Raw genomic sequence first — 18102 nt, 5'->3', positions numbered from 1 at the left:
TCAGAGCTCATCGGCGTCCCCGGGGAAGCACAGCGACACCGCCTGGACTCCGTACTGGTCGTCAGCGACCGAGAGGCTGATCGAGTCGGTCGCCGCGCCGCCGCGGCCGACGAGGGTCGGATGAGCGGTGGAACCCCACCGGTCGATGGTCATGCCCTGACGCTTCCAGTGGGCCTCGACCACGGGGAGGTCCTCGGTGACGTTCCCGACCGACGGACGCGTGCGGACGTCCACCCACTGCGCACCCGGCTGTCCGTCCGGCAGGGCGCACGCATCGGCGTAGTCCGGACCCGTGCCCTGGTCCCAGTCCCCGCCGAGCCGTCCGGTGAGGTCATCCACCGCATCGACCATCTGCTGCTTCGCGGCCGCAGGCGTCGCAGCCGCCGTCGCGAGCGGGGTGGTCGTGACCGAAGGGTGCTGCCCACAAGCGGTAACGAGCAGTCCGACCGCGACCAGCACAGGTCCGCACACCACGCTCCGACTCCGGCTTGATCTGCCAGTCATCCTTCGGCCGGCGGTGTGTTCGTTCAGAGTTGGTCCGCATCACCCGGGAAGCAGAGCGAAACGCTCTGGATGACGTAGAGCCCGGGTGCAACGGAGAAGCTGATGGAATCGGTGTGATCGCCACCCCGGCCGATGACCGTCGGCTCCGCCTTCGTGCCCAGGTGGTCGATGGACATCCCCCTGTCCTTCCAACGCGCTTCGACCTTGGCCGCGTCGGCAGAGACGTCGCCGGTCTGCGCGCGGGTGAGGAAGTACGTCCACTTTGCTCCGGTGTCCCCGTCGGGTAATCGGCAGGCTTCTGCGTAGTCCGGTCCAGACCGGACTTTCCAGTCACCACCGAGGCTCTCCGTCGCGTCCTTCACGACGTCGACCATTCGTTGCTGCGCGCTCTCGGAATCCACCGCGGGTGTCCTCTCTGCTTGCGGTTCAGGGGCCGGACTCTGTGCACAGCCGACAGCCGATCCGCCGAACAGCGCGAGGAGGAGAAGCATCCCGGCCAACCGAACACCACGTGTACGCATCGACATCACTCTCCGCCGTCGGGATCTCTGACGCCCAACAGCCACTGGTCTCGCACGGTCGGAGGAGTCGGATCGAATTCCGTCAATTTGTCTTTCCGTCCGGTCGTCGCCGCGCCCACGTTGTAGAGCGTTTCGGTGTTCTGGTCGAGGTATCCGCCACCATCCGCGTTCAACGGATCGTGGTGCAAGACCGGGTTCGTCGTGGTGCCGTCAGCCGCAGTACCGCCGTTCGCCCCGAACGTCGTCGCACCGAAGCCCGGCTTCGACGGGTCGACGTGATGGCCATGGCTGAAGCTCCGGCCTACCGTCGCCCACTCGTCCCCCTTTCCGCCTTCGTCGAAGAGCACGTTCCGTGCCTGTCCGGCGTAAACCTCGCCGGCGTGGAGGTCGTCCGCCGAATCGACCGCATCCGGCAGACCAGCGGAGGCCAGGGCAACAAATCTGTCGACGTGGATGTCCGACCGGGAGAGCGCGACCCCCGCTGTCGTCGTGCCGTACGAGTGCGCGACGATGTTCGTGGTGGGCATGCCATCAGCCCGGACAGCGTCTAGTCCGTGTACGGACGCCGCCAGCTTCTCGGCACCGGCTTCCGCTTTGTCCATGCCGAGGACAGTCGTCTCTTCGGGGGTCTCGTACCCGATCCAGGAGATGACTGCACGCTCGCCTTCGCCAGCGGCCACGATCTGCTGGTTGTAGATGTTCTGTGCGGCGTTTGTCCACGACGACATGTCCGCCGTCGTGGTGTTCATCCCCGGCACCGCCCAGGTCACGTTGTCCGCCGTGTCAAGGTCACCGATCGAGACGGCTGCAAGCGGCGGGACGTCGTCGGTCAGGGACACCAGGGACCGGGCGCCTTCGCCCTTCTTCCCCAGGGTTGCCTCGATGTTGAGCAAGGCCTTCAACTCCTTCTCGAGCGAGGCGATCTGCTGCTGGAACGGCGTGCCGTACTGACCCGACCAGGCGGACCCGGTCTGCGCGGTCGCCAGCTGGCTCTGGAGCTGGTCGATGCGGAGACCGAGCACCGATCGGTTGGCCGTGTCTCGTGCCCAGTAGGCAACGCCCTCGAGGTTGCCCAGCTTCTCGAGCACCGACTGCGGTAGAGCGCGGAGTGCCGGCGCATCGGCCTTCGACAGCCCCAGCGCTGCCCACCGCTTCGCGACCTCGGCCGGGGTCAGGCCCTCCGCGAACAACGCATCGAGCACCGGTGGCGTCCGCCCGTTCGTGGCGACGGCGAGCACCATGTCGGGGAGCGCTCCGGCTCCCCCTGCCTTCTCGAAGGCGCTGGCGACGTGCTCGCTCCACGTGCAGTCCGACTCGTTGTGCTGCAGGTACTGGCGGAACCCGGAGAGCGCGCTCTGCCCGTCCACGACCGCCCAGCTGCACGATGCCTTGAAGCTCGACCATGCGGTCTGCAGCCGCTGCAGCTCGGTGTCGGCGTCACTGTCGGCCGAGCGGGTGGTGGACACGAAGGTGCGCAGGTGGGTCGGGTCTGCCGAGCTCTTCCCGCTGCCATCGCCGCCGGCCGAGTGCGGACGCTGCCGTGCGTGGAAGGCCGCCGTCAGCGGCTTCGGAGTGATCGGCGTGGTCGAGGGTTCGTGGTCCGTGACGAACTCCCACAGGGGCATTGCCACCCCCGCGACACCGCCACCGGAAGCCTGGACGAAAGCGTTGCGTTGTGCTTCTCGCTGCTTCCACGCATCATGGTCGCTGATCCGCTGACGTTCCTCCACGGCCTGGCGACTCACTGCATCGATGTCATCAGCGAAGTCGGCGAGGACCCCGGCGAGCTTGCCCCGGTCCTCGGCCTCGATCACGGCGGCATCCTGGAACCGCTTCGCGTAGGCCCCGGAGAAGTCCTGCAGACCTGTCGACACCGCCCCGGAACGTTTGCCCGCTTGCCCGCGCAGCACGCCATCCGCGGTACGCAGCGCACGGGTCAGCGCTGACGCGTCCCCCGCGTCGTACTTGATGTCGACCATCTGCTCTCCCCAGGCTCCCCCGCAGCCCCCGCTGCGACCACCCACGATAACGCAGCTTGCCGCTCCTGGTCTCCGGATGGGTGCTCCTCAGAACACGCCACCCCTCAGAGCACGTCGTCCCGCCCACTGATCTTCAGCGCGTCCACCACGCCCTTGACCCGCTGTGCGTTCGCGCTCGTGGTGACGAGCAGCGCGTCCGGGGTGTCGACGACGACGATGTCCTCGACACCGATCAGCGAGATCAGCCGGTTGCTCTGCGACACGACGATGCCGCTCGCCGAGTCGGCCAGGATGCGAGCGTTGTCGCCCAGCACGGCCAGGTTGTTCTTGCGCCCACCGGACTGCAGCTTCGCGAGCGAGGCGAAGTCGCCGACGTCGTCCCAGTCGAAGTCGCCGGGCACGACCGCCATGCGTCCGGCGGCGGCTGCGGGCTCGGCGACGGTGTAGTCGATCGCGATCTTCTTCAGGGTCGGCCAGATGCGGTCGACCACGATCCCGCGCGCGGAGGTGTCCCACGCGGCGGCGAGCTCCTCGATGCCGGCGAGCAGCTCGGGCTCGTTGCGCCCGATCTCGGCGAGGAGCACATCGGCGCGGCTGATGAACATGCCCGCGTTCCAGAGGTACGACCCGTCGGCGACGTACTTCTTCGCGGTCTTCAGGTCGGGCTTCTCGACGAAGGACCGGACGGCGTGTGCGGTGGTCGCGCCCGCGACGTCGAGCGACTCGTCGGCGGCGTGGATGTAGCCGAAGCCGATGGCGGGCTCGGAGGGCGTGATGCCGATCGTCGTGATGAACCCGGCGCGGGCGGCGGCGACGGCCTCGCGGACGGACCGGCGGAACCCGCGGGCGTCGCCGATCACGTGGTCGGCGGCGAAGGAGCCGATCACGACGTCGGGCTCGCGGCGGTGCAGGATCGCGGCGGCGAGACCGATCGCGGCGGTGGAGTCCTTCGGCTCGCTCTCGAGCACGACGTTGTGGTCCTCGACCCCGGGGAGCTGCGACTCGACGGCGACGCGGTGGGCGCGGCCGGTGACGACCATGATGCGGTCGGGTCCGGCGAGCGGCTCGAGCCGGTCCCATGTCTGCCGCAGCAGGGACGACCCGGAGCCGGTCAGGTCGTGCAGGAACTTCGGGGCGTCGGCGCGCGAGAGCGGCCACAGGCGCGATCCGATGCCGCCGGCCGGGATGATCGCGTAGAAGTCGTCGAGTGCGTCCGTCACGCGCCCACCGTACCGGCGCGCCCATGCGGCAGCTGCGCGTCGTCTGGACGTGTCGTGGACGACCCCGGTGTCGGCGCACGGTCTGTTCACCCCTCGCGCGCACCGCGTTCACGTCGCACCCCCCGGTCGTCCACGCGTCGGCGTGAGCATGGGCCGTGCCATGAACGCACGCAGCGTGGAGCGAGGCGACGAGTCCCCCAGGACCGTCGCCGTCGTGACCGAGAGCTTCCTGCCCACCCTCAACGGCGTCACCACGAGCGTCCTCGCGGTGCTCGAACACCTGCGACGTCGCGGCCACCGGGCCGTCGTCATCGCCCCGGACACCCCCGGCCTGGCGGCCTGGCGGTCGCGCTCCGAGCAGGAGCGGCACCTGGGCTTCGACGTGCACCGGATCCCCGCGGTCGCGTACCGGCAGTTCCCGGTCGCGCTCCCGCACCCGGTCCTCGACACGATCCTCGCCGCGTCTGGCGCCGACGTGCTGCACGCCGCCAGCCCCTTCCTGTTGGGTGGGCGCGCGATCACGGCGGCCGGGAGGCTCGGCATCCCCTCCGTCGCCGTCTTCCAGACCGACGTGGCCGGGTTCGCACAACGGAACGGCCTGTCCGCAGCGGCCCCGCTGGTCCGCCGGGTCCTCGGGCGCATCCACGCGGGAGCGTCGCTGACGCTGGCGCCGTCCTCGGCGACGGCCGCGATGCTCGCGGAAGCGGGCGTCCCACGGGTGGCCCGCTGGGGTCGTGGTGTGGACACGGCCCTCTTCCACCCGGACCGTCGCTCCTCCGCCCACGTCCGGGCCCTGCGCCGGCGGATCGCCCCGAACGGGGAGACCGTCGTCGGCTACGTGGGTCGGCTGGCACCGGAGAAGGAGGTCGAACGGCTCGCGGAGCTCGGCGGCATGCCGGGCATCCGGGTCGTGGTCGCAGGAGGGGGTCCCTCCCGGGCGCTGCTCGAGCGGCGCCTGCGCCACCTGGACGTGACCTTCACCGGTCCGCTGCGCGGCGATGCGCTGGCGGACGCGTACGCGATGCTCGACGTGTTCGTGCACACCGGGGCCGCCGAGACGTTCGGGCAGACCCTGCAGGAGGCCCACGCGGCCGGCCTGCCGGTGGTGGCCCCGGCCGCCGGCGGACCGCTCGACCTGGTGTCGCCGGGTCTGGACGGCGAGCTGTACGACCCGGCAGCGGCGCTGTCTCTCCGCGCGGCCGTGGCGCGGTTGCACGCCGACCGGGCACTCGCCGAGCGGATGGGCTCCGCGGGTCGACTGCGGGTCGAGGGCACGACGTGGGAGTCGGTCGGTGACGAGTTGCTCGCCCACCACGAGACGGCGCGGACGATCGGCGCTCCGCCGGCCGTGCCCCGCACCGCCCGCACCGGGTGGCACGAGAACGTCGGTGCCCGGACGTAGGATGGTGTCGTTCCACACGAACACGACGGCAACGGCGCGCCGATCGGTGCGCCGGCCCTACGGGAAGGCGAGCTCATGGCCGAGCAGACCGCAGGCGGGACGGCGACAGCCACCCCGCAGGTGACCATCGACGGTACGTCGATCGACGCACCTCGGACGCGCGCGCCGCAGGGCACGCTCTACCGCGGCTCGATCGGGATGTGGTCGTGGGTGCTGCACCGGATCACCGGCGTCGCCATCTACTTCTTCCTGCTCGTGCACATCCTCGACACGGCACTGGTCCGGCTCTCGCCCGAGGCCTACAACGCCGTCATCGGCACGTACAAGACGCCGCTGATGAACCTCGGCGAGATCGCCCTCGTCGCCGCCATCGTGTTCCACGCGTTCAACGGGCTGCGGATCATCCTCATCGACTTCTGGTCGAAGGGGCCGAAGTACCAGCGCGCCATGTTCTGGGTCGTCCTCGTGCTCTGGGCAGTGGCGATCGCGGGCTTCCTGCCGCGCCAGCTCATGAACCTCGTCGCCGACTTCAACTGAACCGAGGGCTGTCATGACCACCGAGACCGTCGCACGGCCCCGCAGCGCCGACGCCGCCCGCCGCACCACCAACTGGGAGAAGTGGGGCTGGATCTACATGCGGGCCTCGGGCGTGCTGCTCGTCGTCCTCATCTTCGGCCACCTCTTCGTGAACATGGTCGCCGGCGAAGGCGTCAAGCAGATCGACTTCGCCTTCGTCGCCGGCAAGTGGGCGAGCCCGTTCTGGCGGATCTGGGACACGCTGATGCTCTGGCTCGCGCTGATCCACGGCTCGAACGGCATGCGCACGATCATCAACGACTACGTCGGCAAGGCCGGGGTCCGCAAGACCCTGCTCGGCGCCGTGCTCGTCGCGTGTGTCCTCCTCATCGTCCTCGGCACGCTCGTGTGCTGGACGTTCGACCCGTGCCCCGCCGGCGCTGCCGCTGCGGACCTGCCGTCCTTCTGCCCCGCGCAGTAGACGTCGTACCGCACCCGCCGACGCCCCGCACGCTCCACCTCCTGATCGAAAGACCCCTGTGACCGACATCACCGTGCACCACCACCAGTTCGACATCGTCATCATCGGCGCAGGAGGCGCCGGCATGCGGGCCGCCATCGAAGCCGGTCCGAAGGCGAACACCGCCGTCATCTCGAAGCTGTACCCGACGCGCTCCCACACCGGAGCGGCGCAGGGCGGCATGGCGGCCGCCCTCGCGAACGTCGAAGAGGACTCGTGGGAGTGGCACACCTTCGACACCATCAAGGGCGGCGACTACCTGGTCGACCAGGACGCCGCCGAGATCCTGGCGAAGGAGGCCATCGACGCGGTCATCGACCTCGAGAACATGGGCCTGCCGTTCAACCGGACGCCCGAGGGCAAGATCGACCAGCGACGGTTCGGTGGCCACACCCGAGACCACGGCAAGGCCCCGGTCCGCCGTGCCTGCTACGCGGCCGACCGCACCGGCCACATGATCCTGCAGACGCTGTTCCAGAACTGCGTGAAGCTCGGCGTCAACTTCTTCAACGAGTTCTACGCGCTCGACCTCATCATGGTCGACGTGGTGGGCGACGACGGCGTCACCCGCAAGCAGCCGGCCGGCGTCGTCGCGTTCGAGCTCTCGACCGGCGAGCTGCACGTGTTCCACGCCAAGGCGATGGTCTTCGCGACCGGTGGCTTCGGCAAGATGTTCAAGACCACCTCGAACGCGCACACCCTGACCGGCGACGGCGTGGGCATCGTCTGGCGCACCGGGCTGCCGCTCGAGGACATGGAGTTCTTCCAGTTCCACCCGACCGGGCTCGCGGGCCTCGGCATCCTGCTGACCGAGGGTGCCCGTGGTGAGGGCGCGATCCTCCGCAACGCCTCGGGTGAACGGTTCATGGAGCGCTACGCCCCGACCATCAAGGACCTCGCGCCGCGTGACATCGTCGCCCGCTGCATGGTGCAGGAGGTCGCCGAGGGGCGTGGAGCCGGGCCGAACAAGGACTACGTGCTGCTCGACTGCACCCACCTGGGCGCCGAGGTCCTCGAGACGAAGCTGCCCGACATCACCGAGTTCGCCCGCACCTACCTGGGCGTCGACCCGGTCGTCGAGCCGGTGCCGGTGATGCCGACCGCGCACTACGCGATGGGCGGCATCCCGACCAACGTCAAGGCCGAGGTCCTCTCGGACAACGACACCGTCGTCCCGGGTCTCTACGCCGCCGGCGAGTGCGCCTGCGTCTCGGTGCACGGCTCGAACCGTCTCGGTACGAACTCACTGCTCGACATCAACGTGTTCGGCAAGCGCTCGGGCAACAACGCCGCCGAGTACGTGCAGACGGCCGAGTTCCTGCCGTTGCCCGAGGACCCCGCGGCGAACGTGCGCGGCATGCTCGAGCAGCTCCGGGCCTCCACCGGGACCGAACGGGTCTCCGTGCTCCGCAAGGAGCTGCAGGAGGAGATGGACAAGAACGCGCAGGTCTTCCGCACTGACGAGTCCCTCGCCCGCGTGACGGAGACGATCCACACGCTCCGGAACCGCTTCATGCAGGTCTCGGTGCAGGACAAGGGCAAGCGGTTCAACACCGACCTACTCGAAGCGGTCGAGCTCGGGTTCCTGCTCGACCTGGCCGAGGTCGTCGTGTACTCGGCACGGAACCGCAAGGAGTCCCGCGGCGGCCACATGCGCGACGACTACCCGAAGCGCGACGACGAGAACTACATGCAGCACACCATGGCGTACCTGACGGGCGACCCGCACTCGTCCCTCGCCGACGACCACATCACGCTCGACTGGAAGCCGGTCGTGATCACCCGGTACCAGCCGATGGAGAGGAAGTACTGAGATGACCGACACCCTGGTCTCCGACGCGCCCCGCACCGACACCGTGCAGGACGCCCCTCCCGGATCGTTCTCCGTCACGGTGATCGTCCGCCGGTTCGACCCGGACGTGGACGACGAGCCGCGCTGGCAGGACTTCGACGTCATGATGCTGCCGACCGACCGCATCCTGGACGCGCTGCACAAGATCAAGTGGGAGCAGGACGGGTCCCTGACCTTCCGACGTTCCTGCGCCCACGGCGTGTGCGGCTCCGACGCGATGCGCATCAACGGCCGCAACCGCCTGGCGTGCAAGACGCTGATCAAGGACCTCGACATCTCGAAGCCGATCTACGTCGAGGCGATCAAGGGCCTGCCGCTCGAGAAGGACCTCATCGTCGACATGGAGCCCTTCTTCAAGTCGTTCCGGGAGGTGCAGCCGTTCCTGCAGCCGAAGTCGGCGCCGGAGAAGGGCAAGGAGCGCATCCAGTCGGTGGCCGACCGTGCCCGCTTCGACGACACCACCAAGTGCATCCTCTGCGCCGCGTGCACGTCCTCGTGCCCGGTGTTCTGGACCGACGGCCAGTACTTCGGCCCCGCGGCGATCGTCAACGCGCACCGCTTCATCTTCGACTCCCGCGACGACGCGGCCGACGTGCGCCTGGACATCCTCAACGACAAGGAAGGCGTCTGGCGCTGCCGCACGACCTTCAACTGCACCGACGCCTGCCCCCGCGGTATCCAGGTGACGAAGGCGATCTCCGAGGTCAAGCAGGCCGTCATGCGCGGCCGGGCGTAGCACTCCGATGCCGACAGGAACGTCATGGGCGGGCGCGCTAGGCTCCCGCTCATGACGTTCGCGGACACCCGCCCCATCCTGGATCAGCTCGGCTACACGGTCCGGTACGTGCAGCTCCCCGGCGAGACGCTCCACGAGCCGCCGGTGGAGGGCGCACTGCGCATCGTCCCGGTCGACGCCGGCTCCTTCGCGCTCGAGGTCGTCGACTACGGCACCGCCCGTCGCCTGGCCACGGCCGGCAACGAGGCCGACGCGGTCGAGATGCTCCGTCGCTTCCTGAACCGGCCGTTCCCGGACGCGCGCGACATCCGTCGCAGCGACCTCGACCAGATGCGGGACCGGTCGGCGTCGACCTACCCGCAGCTGGCGCAGCAGGTCGCCGCGACCGGTGACGCCGGACTGACGATCCAGATCCCGGCCGGTGTGCCCGTGGACCGCATCGGCGGACCGGACGGCTACCTCCTGCACCCGCTCGAGACGCCGCTGCCGGCACGATCGCTGCCGCCGCACACGGCCGCCTCCCCCGAGGTGCACCGGTACGTCGTCGAGCGACCGTTCCTCGTCACCGTCCGGTTCGTGCGGCCGTGGTTCGACCAGCCGGGCGGTGCGCTCCGGTTCGAGATCGCGAGCCCGACCTCGACCGTCCGCGACCTGGTCGTCGACGGATCGCTGGCCCGCGTCCGCGTGGTCTGAGTCGTCAGTCCGTTCCGGCCCACGACGAAGCCCTCCTCCCCGACCGGGGCAGGAGGGCTTCGTCGTGGTGTGGTGCGTCAGCCGCGCTCGGGGCGGTCGAACCGCTGGCCCTCGCGCTTCGAGGGCAGGACCGTCAGCACGAGCACGATGATGCCGCCGACGATCGGGATGAACCCGAGGAAGTAGAACGGACCGGCCAGGTTCGCGTCGTGCAGACGCCGCCAGGTGATGGCGAGGTTCGGGATGACCACCGCGAGGCCGAAGACGACCAGGAGCACGGTAGCGATCCAGTACAGCGCGCTGAACGATCCGGTGGTCGTTCCCGTGGTCGGGTCAGTCCGCAAGTCCGACATGGCGCCACCGATGCCGAGCAGCGCGTACAGCACGGCCACCACGATGAAGCTGGCGAGGGACCACCACCAGAACTCGCTCCGACTGGCGCGGCCGTCGAACCGGACGTACTTCTTGAAGAACCGCTTGACCGCGTTCGGGAACGAGATGCCGTACCACGGCGCCCACAGCGGCGGCTCACCGTTCGGCCCGGTCTGGACGGCCTGACCGTAGCCCTGCGGCTGCTGGCCGTACTGCTGTCCCTGCTGGCCGTACTGCTGCTGCCCGTACTGCTGCTGGCCCTGCTGGCCGTACTGCTGTCCCTGCTGCTGCTGTCCGTAGGGGTCCTGCTGCCCGTACGGCTGCTGGTCGTCCGGCTTGCCGTACGGCTGCTGCGGGTTGTCGCTCACGGTGTCTCCCCTGGTGTCGAGTGGTGCTCGGCTCTGAGTCAACCAGGAACGGTCCACACCGGGGGGAACGTGACGACCCCCGACCGAGGGGCAGCCCCACGGGTCACGACGGCGGCCCGACCACGTGGCAGGGCCGCCGTGAGACGTCGATCAGCCGCGGTTCGGCTGGTCGAAGCGGGCACCCTCACGGACGGACGGGATGCAGCCGATCACGATGGCGAAGAGCACACCGATCGGCGGGATGATGAACAGCAGCGCCAGCAGGCCCGAGAAGTTCACGTCGTGCAGGCGGCGCACGGTGAGCGCGATGAACCCGACGAGGGTCGCGAGCGCCCAGAGTCCGCCGACCACGTTCGAGTCGCTGCCGCCGATGACGGTGTCGATCAGGTTTGTGACGATGTTGCCGATTGCCCACCAGAGCGCCCAGAACCAGAACTCGCTGCGGCTGGCACGACCGTCGAAGCGCACGTACTTCTTCCAGAAGCGCGTGAACGCCTTCGGGAACGGGATGCCGTACCAGGGCGCCCAGAGCGGAGGTTCGCCCTGCGCCACCGGCTGCTGCCCGTACGACTGCGGCTGGGCGAACTGCCCCGGCTGCTGACCGTACTGGCCAGACTGACCCGGCTGCCCGGGCTGCCCGTACGGCGACTGCTGCCCGTACTGCCCGGGCTGCGCGTACGGGGCCTGCTGGCCGTACGGCGGCTGCTGCGTCGGCTGCCCGGAGGGCTGCTGGCCGTACGGCGGCTGGTGCGTCGGCTGCTGCCCGTAGGGAGACCCGGAGGGCTGCTGCCCGTACGGCGACTGCGCAGGCGGCTGCTGCCCGTACGGCGACCCCTGCGACGGGTCGGGCTCGTCACCCGGACGCTTGACGTACGGGTCCTGAGGGTACTGGTCGCTCACGGCGGTTCCTTCCGGGGTGCGGGGTCGGTGTACCCGCGGCGATCCGGACGGTGGTGCCGACCGCCGGGACCCGTGTCCCGCCGTCCTGCTCCCCCGCACACTGACCCCGCGCGCTGGACCCAGTGTGCCAGCCCCGGCTCCGTCAGGACAGCAGCGCCGCGACGGCACACGTCCACGACACCCGCACAGCACCTGCCCGCGTCGACACCGCTCAGGGCCAGGGGTCAGGGCAGCAGCGCCAGCTTCCCGCCCGGGTGCCCCGACTCGAGCAGCTCGAGGGCTGCCCGTGCCTCGGTGAGTGGGTAGGTCCGGGCGACCGGCACGACGAGCTCGCCGCGCCCGGCCAGGTCGATGAGGCGCGCCCGCACCGAGTCCCGGAACGCGGCGCTGTCGGGCTGCGCTCCGCCGATCGCGGTGATGCCGGCCGCCTCCGCGCGCCCGAAGGCGGCGATGGTCGCGATGCGACTCCGGTCCGCCACCAGGGACAACGAGACGTCGACGGCTTCGTCCGACCCGACGCAGTCCAGGGCCACGTCGACACCGGAGGCGGCGAGTTCGCGGACGCGGGCCTCCAGTCCGTCCCCGTACGCGACCCACGTACCGCCGTGTCCGCGGACGGTGTCGGCGTTCGCCTCGGAGGCGGTGCCGATCGCACGCGCGCCGACCGCACGGAGCTGCTGGAGCAGGCTGACCCCGACCGCCCCGGAGGCGCCGTGCACGAGCACCGTGTCGCCCGGCCGCACGCCCGTGACGCGGATGAGGTCCGCCGCCGTCGTGCCCGCGAGCAGCAGGTTCGCGGCCTCCGGGAACCCGAGCGACGGCGGCTTGGCGAACACGTCCGCTGCGGGCAGCGTGAGCTCCTCGGTCCAGCCACCGCGGACCCGAAATGCCAGGACCTCGTCCCCGACGGTGACCGGGCCGGACGCGATCGTCGTGTCGGGTCCGACGGCGCTGACGACGCCTGCGACCTCGTAACCGATCGGCACGGGGAAGTCGGACGGGTCGCCCCGCTGCGTGTGCTTCGCGTCGGCGGGGTTCATCCCGGCGGCCCGGACGCGGACGGTCACCTCGCCGGGGCCCGGGGCCGGCACCTCGACGTCGACCAGTTCGAACACGTCACTGCCGCCCGGACGCGGTGCCACCCACTGCTTCGTCATGTCCGCGACGGTACTCGCGGACGTGACGGCGTCGTCGAGCGTGCGGTGGACCCGCACCGAGACGCGACGGGAGGCCCGGTACCAGCTGGTACCGGGCCTCCCGTCGGGTCAGATGACGCCCGTCAGGCGCGGGCGGCGCCGACCCGGCCCGTGAACGAGGCGTGCAGCGGGTGCTCGCCACCGAGGCCGGTGATCTCGGAGGCGATGTCGGCGTCCGATCGGTCCGAGTGCAGCAGCGCCTGCAACTCGACGCTCTGCTCGTCGTCCGCGACGTCGAACCGGAGTGCGGCACCCATCGCGTCGAGGAGCGCGGTCGGCTCGGTGCCGTTCTCGGCGAGGGCGGCGGCCGGCGACACGAACCGCTCGTCGCGGGAGAGCTTCCGCAGCGGCTGGCGACCGACGCGGGTGACCGTGTCCGGCAGGTGCGGGTTCTCGAAGCGGCCGATGATGGCCTCCACGTAGGCCCGGTGCACCTCGGGGTCGAGCTCGTGTCGACGGACGAGCAGGTCGCTCGTCTCGGCGAGCACGGCCTCGAGCGCCGAACGGACCGCGGGCATCGCGACGGCGTCGGAGATCCGGTCCGCACCGGCGAGGAACCCGTGGTAGGCGACGGTGGCGTGCCCGGTGTTCACCGTGAAGAGCTTGCGCTCGATCGACGCGGCGAGGCCGTCGACGTAGTGCGCGCCCGGCAGCTCCGGCTCGGCACCGTGGAAGGGCGTGCGGTCGATGGCCCATTCGAAGTAGGTCTCGACGGTGACGTCGAGCCCGCCGCCCGGAGCCTGTGCCGGGACGATGCGGTCCACGGCGGTGTTCGCGAAGACGGCCTTCGCCAGGGCCTCCGCCCGCTCGTCCTCCGGCAGCGCGTCGACGATGAACTCGCGGAGACGGTCGGTGGCGTTGATCGCGTTCTCGCATGCCATCACGGCGAGCGGCGCGGCGTCGACGGAGCGCTGCTGCAGCCCCCTCGCGATGACGGGGGCGATGAACTTCAGGACCGTCGGGCCGACGGCGCAGGTGACGATGTCGGCGGTCGCGATCTCGGCGACGACACCGGCCTCGTCCTGTGCGCTGTTCACGGCGCGGAACCCGGTGACGACGTGGTCCTGGGCGCCCGCGCCGACCTCGTGCACGGTGTACGAGTCGGCAGCGGCCAGGGCGTCGATCAGCGGAGCGGCGACGTCGGCGAAGACGACTTCGTACCCGGCCTGGTGGAGCAGCAGACCGACGAAACCGCGGCCGATGTTGCCCGCACCGAAGTGGACGGCGGTGCTCACTCGTTGACCTCACCGAGGATCGCGAGGACGGCGGCCGCGTCGGGGGCCTCGGTCAGTGCCTGCACCTGGTCCTCGTCCGAGAACACGATCGCGATCTTGCTGAGGATGTCGAGGTGCTCGTTGTTCACGCCCGCGATGCCGACGACGAAGCGGACGTCGTTGCCGTCCCAGTCGATCGGGGTGGCGTAGCGGACGAACGACAGCGCAGAGGCCTTGATGGCGTCCTTCGCGTCGTTCGTGCCGTGCGGGATCGCCAGGTAGTTGCCCATGTACGTCGAGACGCTCTTCTCGCGCTCGAGCATGGCGGGGTAGTAGTCCGCGGTGACCGCGCCGACCTCCTGGAGGATCGCAGCCGCCTCCTTCATCGCCTCCGACTTGGTCGGCGCAGCGTCCTCGGTGTGGATGCGGATCTGGCTCTCCTGCAGGACGGGCATACGGTTCTCCTTGTTCGTGGTGGACGGCGGAAGAGGGGACGGTCGCCCGTCCCCTCCCCCATCGTGCTCTTGTCTTACTGGTTCTTGAGCTGGTCGACGACCTGGTCGTACTGCGGCGCGTTCATGAAGTTGCCGACCGACACGTGCTGTGCGTTCGGGTTCTTCTGCTTCGCGCGGTCCGTGAGCTCCTCCTGGGTGATGATGAGGTCCTCGTCACCCGAGAGGTTCGCGATCGCCTTGTTGACGACCGTGACACCCTCGATACCAGCCTTCTTGATCTTGTTCCGCAGGACACTCGCACCCATGGCGCTCGAGCCCATGCCGGCGTCGCAGGCGAAGACGACGTTCTCGACGCGCGTCGCCGTGGCGGTGCTGGCGGAACCGACGCCCCCGAGGGAGGCCTCGGCCTCTTCCTCGTTGGCCGGGGAGTTGGTGCCGAGCAGGCCCGAGGTCGCGGCGTTGACGTCGCGGCCCTTGTTCTGCTGGAGCTTCGCCATCGCGGCGCTCATGTCACCGCCGTTGCCGGAGGCCAGGTCACGCTTGCGGCTGGCGATCAGGAAGAACGACGCGACCGCGAAGGACACGGCAGCCGACAGGACGACGGACAGGATGACACCGACGTAGCTGTCCTTCGCCGTCGCGGTCAGGACCGCGATGATCGAACCGGGCGACGCCGGGGCGACGAGGCCGGACTGGAAGGCGACGTTCGTGGCGACACCGGTCGCACCGCCGAGGATGACGGCGACGAAGAGGATCGGCTTCTGCAGCACGTACGGGAAGTAGATCTCGTGGATGCCACCGAAGAACTGGATGAGGATCGCGCCGGGAGCGGTCGAGCGAGCGATGCCGACACCGAAGAAGGTGAAGGCGAGCAGGATGCCGAGACCGGGGCCGGGGTTCGCCTCGAGGAGGAACAGGATGGACTTGCCGGACTCCTGCACCTGCTGCGCACCGAGCTGGTCGAGCACGCCGTGGTTGATCGCGTTGTTGAGGAAGAAGACCTTCGCCGGCTCGATGATGACGCTGGCGAGCGGCAGCAGCGAGCTGTCGACGAGGAACTTCACCGCGGCGCCGAGGCCCTCGGCGATGAGCTTGAACAGCGGGGCCAGCCAGAAGAAGCCGATCAGCGCGAGCACGAAGCCGAGGATGCCGGCCGCGTAGTTGTTGACGAGCATCTCGAAGCCGGGCTTGATCTTGCCGTCCCAGATCTTGTCGATCTGCTTGATGAGGTACGCACCGAGCGGACCGCAGATCATCGCGCCGAGGATCATGATCGTGCCGTTGGCGCCGATGATGACCCCCATGGCCATCACGGAACCGACGACCGCGCCGCGGGTCTCGTAGACCATCCGGCCACCCTGGAAGGCGATCGCGAGCGGGATGAGGTAGGTCAGGATCGGGCCGACGAGGCCGATGTTGGCCACGCCGTTCGTCTCACCGAAACCGCCGAGGACGCCCACGGGCGTCCAGCCGGTCTCGATGAAGAAGGCGGTGATGAGGCCCCACGCGATGAAGATCGCGATGTTGGGCATCACCATGCCGGACAGGAACGTGCCGAACTTCTGGACGGCGACGCGAGCGCCACCCCGCGACTTGTCGCGGGTGTCTGGCGCTGCAACGGACGACGTTGTCATGTGCGTTGACTCTCTGTGTGTGGTGCTGCTGCAGGGATCGGGTGTGGTGCTGTGGGATGGGGCGGGGTGCGGGCTCAGACGGCGTGCGCTGCGGAGGCAGCGGACTTGGCGGCCGCTGCCGTGCTCGCGGCGAGTGCTGCCTGGGCCATCCCGCGGGCTTCGTCGAGGGTGTGCTTGCCGAGTTCGGCGCGCACGTCGGCGAGGGCCGCGGGGGTCATGGAGAGCGTGGTGGCGCCGAGGCCGACGAGGACGACGGCGAGCAGCGGGTCGGCCGCGGCCTCGCCGCAGATGCCGACCGCCTTGCCCGCGTCCGCTCCGGCCGTGCCGAGTTGGGCGACGAGGCGCAGGACGGCGGGGTGCCACGGGTCCTGGTAGTGCGCGACGGTGCCGAGCATCCGGTCGGCCGCCATCGTGTACTGGGTCAGGTCGTTCGTGCCGATCGAGACGAAGTCGGCGGACTGGAACACCTGCTCGGCCATCAGCGCCAGGGAGGGCACCTCGGCCATCACGCCGGCGGTGCGGATGCCGAGCTCGCGGGCGAGGTCGACGAAGTACTCGGTCTCCTCGGCGTCGGCGACCATCGGGGCCATCACCCAGAGGTCGGCCTCGGTCGCGGCGTCGGCCTGCGCGAGGGCGGTCAGCTGGTCGCGGAGCACCTGCGGGTGGTTCCGGAGCGCCCGGAGCCCACGGCGGCCGAGCGCCGGGTTCTCCTCGTCCTTGTCGGTGAGGAAGGGCAGCGGCTTGTCGGCGCCGGCGTCGAGCGCCCGGACGACGACCTTCTTGCCGGGGAACGCTGCGAGCAGCTGCTCGTACGACGCCTGTTGCGAGGCGACGGTCGGGGCGGTGGGCGAGTCGAGGAACAGGAACTCGGTGCGGAACAGGCCGACACCCTCGGCGCCGAGGTCGACGGCGGCCTGCGCGTCGGCCGGGCTGCCGAGGTTCGCCAGCAGCGGGACGACGTGACCGTCGGCGAGGGCGCCGGCGGTCAGGGGTGCGGCAGCGGCGGCGCGGCGCTCGGCGATGCGTTGCTCGACGTCGGCGACGAGCTCGTCGGACGGCTCGGTCACCACGGTGCCGGCGCCGGCGTCGACGACCACGTGCTGGCCCTCGACCAGGTCGTCGGCACCGGTGACGCCGACGATCGCGGTGATGCCCTTGGCCCGGGCGAGGATCGCGGTGTGCGAGGTCGGGCCGCCGTCACGGGTGACGAGGGCCAGGACCTTGTCGAGGTCGAGCAGGGCGGTGTCCGCCGGGGCGAGGTCGCGGGCGACGAGCACGAAGGGGGTCTCCGACTCGGGCACGCCCGGCGCGGGGACACCGCGGAGCTTCGCGACGATGCGCTGGGCGACGTCGTCGAGGTCAGCCGCGCGCTCCCCCATGTAGCCCCCCATGCCGACGAGCAGGTCACGGAACTGCGCGAACGCCTCGTGCACTGCGCGCTCGGCGTTGGTGCCGCCGTCGATCCGGATGTGCACGTCGTCGAGGAGGGTCGGGTCCTGGGCCATCAGCGCCTGGGCCTCGAGCACGGCCTGGGCGTCGCCGCCGGCGAGCTGTCCACGCTTGTTGAGGTCCTCCGCCACCGCGGCGAGCGCCGTGTGCACGGCCTGCTTGGCGTCGTCGGCCGAACCCTCGAGGGGGGCGGTCGAAGGGGTTCCCAGAGGATCCGCCATCCGGAGCACCGGGCCGTGGGCAACGCCGCGGCCGACGCCGGTTCCGAGCAGATCGGACATGGGGAGACTCCTTCATCTCACGCGCAGCTGCGGTGGGTGGTTCGGGGGCGGTGCTGCGTCCGGTGCGTGGCGCGACCGGACGGCTCTGCAGCACCATACATCGCGTCGCGTTGACAAACAAACACATCCGGGGATAAAAATGCAGAAACAGATGCCCGTTTGCGTTTGCCGTCCAGGAGCGCCCCGGGCCTCCCGGTCGGATCGTGCCCGAGCATGTCCGTTCCGCTCCACATGACCGTCCCCGACCGGACACGCTGACCGACCCGAGCGACCCGCTCGACCAGATGAGG

Annotated in this window: 17 protein-coding genes; 6 read left to right on the top strand and 11 right to left on the bottom strand. The window is 69.9% G+C overall.

Going from position 1 to position 18102, the window contains the following annotated elements; genetic code table 11:
- The 4 genes from DEI89_RS03855 to DEI89_RS03840 form a co-directional block, all read right to left on the bottom strand.
- On the bottom strand, window positions 1-474 hold the full coding sequence (locus DEI89_RS03855; protein ID WP_181421477.1) for a hypothetical protein: 474 nt from the start codon (window positions 472-474) through the stop codon (window positions 1-3).
- A gap of 53 nt (window positions 475-527) precedes the next feature.
- On the bottom strand, window positions 528-905 hold the full coding sequence (locus DEI89_RS03850; RefSeq protein ID WP_110902708.1) for a hypothetical protein: 378 nt from the start codon (window positions 903-905) through the stop codon (window positions 528-530).
- Window positions 906-1030: 125 nt separating this feature from the next.
- Window positions 1031-3004, bottom strand: a complete 1974-nt coding sequence (locus DEI89_RS03845) for an alpha/beta hydrolase (RefSeq protein ID WP_110902707.1) — start codon at window positions 3002-3004, stop codon at window positions 1031-1033.
- A 104-nt stretch (window positions 3005-3108) separates the two neighbouring features.
- Window positions 3109-4224, bottom strand: a complete 1116-nt coding sequence (locus DEI89_RS03840) for a mannose-1-phosphate guanylyltransferase (protein WP_110902706.1) — start codon at window positions 4222-4224, stop codon at window positions 3109-3111.
- Between the two features lie 160 nt (window positions 4225-4384).
- Between DEI89_RS03840 and DEI89_RS03835 the strand changes: the two genes are divergently transcribed.
- From DEI89_RS03835 to DEI89_RS03810, 6 genes are all read left to right on the top strand, one after another.
- The gene (locus tag DEI89_RS03835) at window positions 4385-5626 is read left to right on the top strand and encodes a glycosyltransferase family 1 protein (protein WP_258366262.1); all 1242 of its coding nucleotides are present in this window, start codon (window positions 4385-4387) and stop codon (window positions 5624-5626) included.
- Between the two features lie 75 nt (window positions 5627-5701).
- Window positions 5702-6163, top strand: coding sequence for a succinate dehydrogenase, cytochrome b556 subunit (sdhC, locus tag DEI89_RS03830; protein ID WP_110902704.1), 462 nt, complete (start codon window positions 5702-5704; stop codon window positions 6161-6163).
- A gap of 13 nt (window positions 6164-6176) precedes the next feature.
- Window positions 6177-6623: a succinate dehydrogenase, hydrophobic membrane anchor protein gene (sdhD, locus tag DEI89_RS03825; RefSeq protein ID WP_110902703.1), complete on the top strand. Its 447-nt coding sequence runs from the start codon at window positions 6177-6179 to the stop codon at window positions 6621-6623.
- A 58-nt stretch (window positions 6624-6681) separates the two neighbouring features.
- A complete protein-coding gene (sdhA, locus tag DEI89_RS03820) occupies window positions 6682-8475 on the top strand; it encodes a succinate dehydrogenase flavoprotein subunit (protein WP_110902702.1) in 1794 nt (597 codons plus the stop codon).
- Window position 8476: 1 nt separating this feature from the next.
- Window positions 8477-9250, top strand: coding sequence for a succinate dehydrogenase iron-sulfur subunit (locus tag DEI89_RS03815; RefSeq protein WP_110902701.1), 774 nt, complete (start codon window positions 8477-8479; stop codon window positions 9248-9250).
- Window positions 9251-9301: 51 nt separating this feature from the next.
- Window positions 9302-9943, top strand: a complete 642-nt coding sequence (locus DEI89_RS03810; protein ID WP_110902700.1) for a TNT domain-containing protein — start codon at window positions 9302-9304, stop codon at window positions 9941-9943.
- 77 nt (window positions 9944-10020) lie between these two features.
- Here the strand turns inward: DEI89_RS03810 and DEI89_RS03805 are convergent, their stop codons facing one another.
- The 7 genes from DEI89_RS03805 to ptsP form a co-directional block, all read right to left on the bottom strand.
- Window positions 10021-10683: a DUF805 domain-containing protein gene (locus DEI89_RS03805; protein WP_258368709.1), complete on the bottom strand. Its 663-nt coding sequence runs from the start codon at window positions 10681-10683 to the stop codon at window positions 10021-10023.
- Window positions 10684-10833: 150 nt separating this feature from the next.
- Window positions 10834-11583, bottom strand: a complete 750-nt coding sequence (locus tag DEI89_RS18020) for a DUF805 domain-containing protein (protein ID WP_258368708.1) — start codon at window positions 11581-11583, stop codon at window positions 10834-10836.
- Window positions 11584-11807: 224 nt separating this feature from the next.
- The gene (locus tag DEI89_RS03795; protein WP_110902769.1) at window positions 11808-12740 is read right to left on the bottom strand and encodes an NADP-dependent oxidoreductase; all 933 of its coding nucleotides are present in this window, start codon (window positions 12738-12740) and stop codon (window positions 11808-11810) included.
- A 122-nt stretch (window positions 12741-12862) separates the two neighbouring features.
- Complete coding sequence (locus DEI89_RS03790) at window positions 12863-14014, bottom strand: mannitol-1-phosphate 5-dehydrogenase (protein WP_110902699.1); 1152 nt, start codon at window positions 14012-14014, stop codon at window positions 12863-12865.
- The gene (locus DEI89_RS03785; RefSeq protein ID WP_110902698.1) at window positions 14011-14448 is read right to left on the bottom strand and encodes a PTS sugar transporter subunit IIA; all 438 of its coding nucleotides are present in this window, start codon (window positions 14446-14448) and stop codon (window positions 14011-14013) included. The genes DEI89_RS03790 and DEI89_RS03785 overlap by 4 nt, the downstream gene beginning before the upstream one ends.
- A gap of 74 nt (window positions 14449-14522) precedes the next feature.
- Window positions 14523-16082 carry a PTS mannitol transporter subunit IICB gene (locus DEI89_RS03780; protein WP_181421476.1) on the bottom strand — a complete coding sequence of 520 codons (1560 nt, stop codon included), beginning with the start codon at window positions 16080-16082 and terminating at the stop codon, window positions 14523-14525.
- Window positions 16083-16156: 74 nt separating this feature from the next.
- On the bottom strand, window positions 16157-17812 hold the full coding sequence (gene ptsP / locus DEI89_RS03775; protein ID WP_110902696.1) for a phosphoenolpyruvate--protein phosphotransferase: 1656 nt from the start codon (window positions 17810-17812) through the stop codon (window positions 16157-16159).
- Window positions 17813-18102: the final 290 nt, after the last annotated feature.

Origin of the sequence: Curtobacterium sp. MCBD17_030 (assembly GCF_003224255.1) — a bacterium.
Classification (GTDB): domain Bacteria; phylum Actinomycetota; class Actinomycetes; order Actinomycetales; family Microbacteriaceae; genus Curtobacterium.
The sequence above is the reverse complement of the archived record's forward strand: the minus strand, read 5'-3'. Positions and strand labels throughout refer to the sequence as shown.

Coding starts and splice junctions, on each gene's coding strand:
- DEI89_RS03845 (WP_110902707.1), bottom strand. CDS start 3,004: ATGGTCGACATCAAGTACGACGCGGGGGACGCGTCAGCGCTGACCCGT.
- DEI89_RS03835 (WP_258366262.1), top strand. CDS start 4,385: ATGAACGCACGCAGCGTGGAGCGAGGCGACGAGTCCCCCAGGACCGTC.
- sdhC (WP_110902704.1), top strand. CDS start 5,702: ATGGCCGAGCAGACCGCAGGCGGGACGGCGACAGCCACCCCGCAGGTG.
- sdhD (WP_110902703.1), top strand. CDS start 6,177: ATGACCACCGAGACCGTCGCACGGCCCCGCAGCGCCGACGCCGCCCGC.
- DEI89_RS03815 (WP_110902701.1), top strand. CDS start 8,477: ATGACCGACACCCTGGTCTCCGACGCGCCCCGCACCGACACCGTGCAG.
- DEI89_RS03810 (WP_110902700.1), top strand. CDS start 9,302: ATGACGTTCGCGGACACCCGCCCCATCCTGGATCAGCTCGGCTACACG.
- DEI89_RS03795 (WP_110902769.1), bottom strand. CDS start 12,740: ATGACGAAGCAGTGGGTGGCACCGCGTCCGGGCGGCAGTGACGTGTTC.
- DEI89_RS03785 (WP_110902698.1), bottom strand. CDS start 14,448: ATGCCCGTCCTGCAGGAGAGCCAGATCCGCATCCACACCGAGGACGCT.
- DEI89_RS03780 (WP_181421476.1), bottom strand. CDS start 16,082: ATGACAACGTCGTCCGTTGCAGCGCCAGACACCCGCGACAAGTCGCGG.
- ptsP (WP_110902696.1), bottom strand. CDS start 17,812: ATGTCCGATCTGCTCGGAACCGGCGTCGGCCGCGGCGTTGCCCACGGC.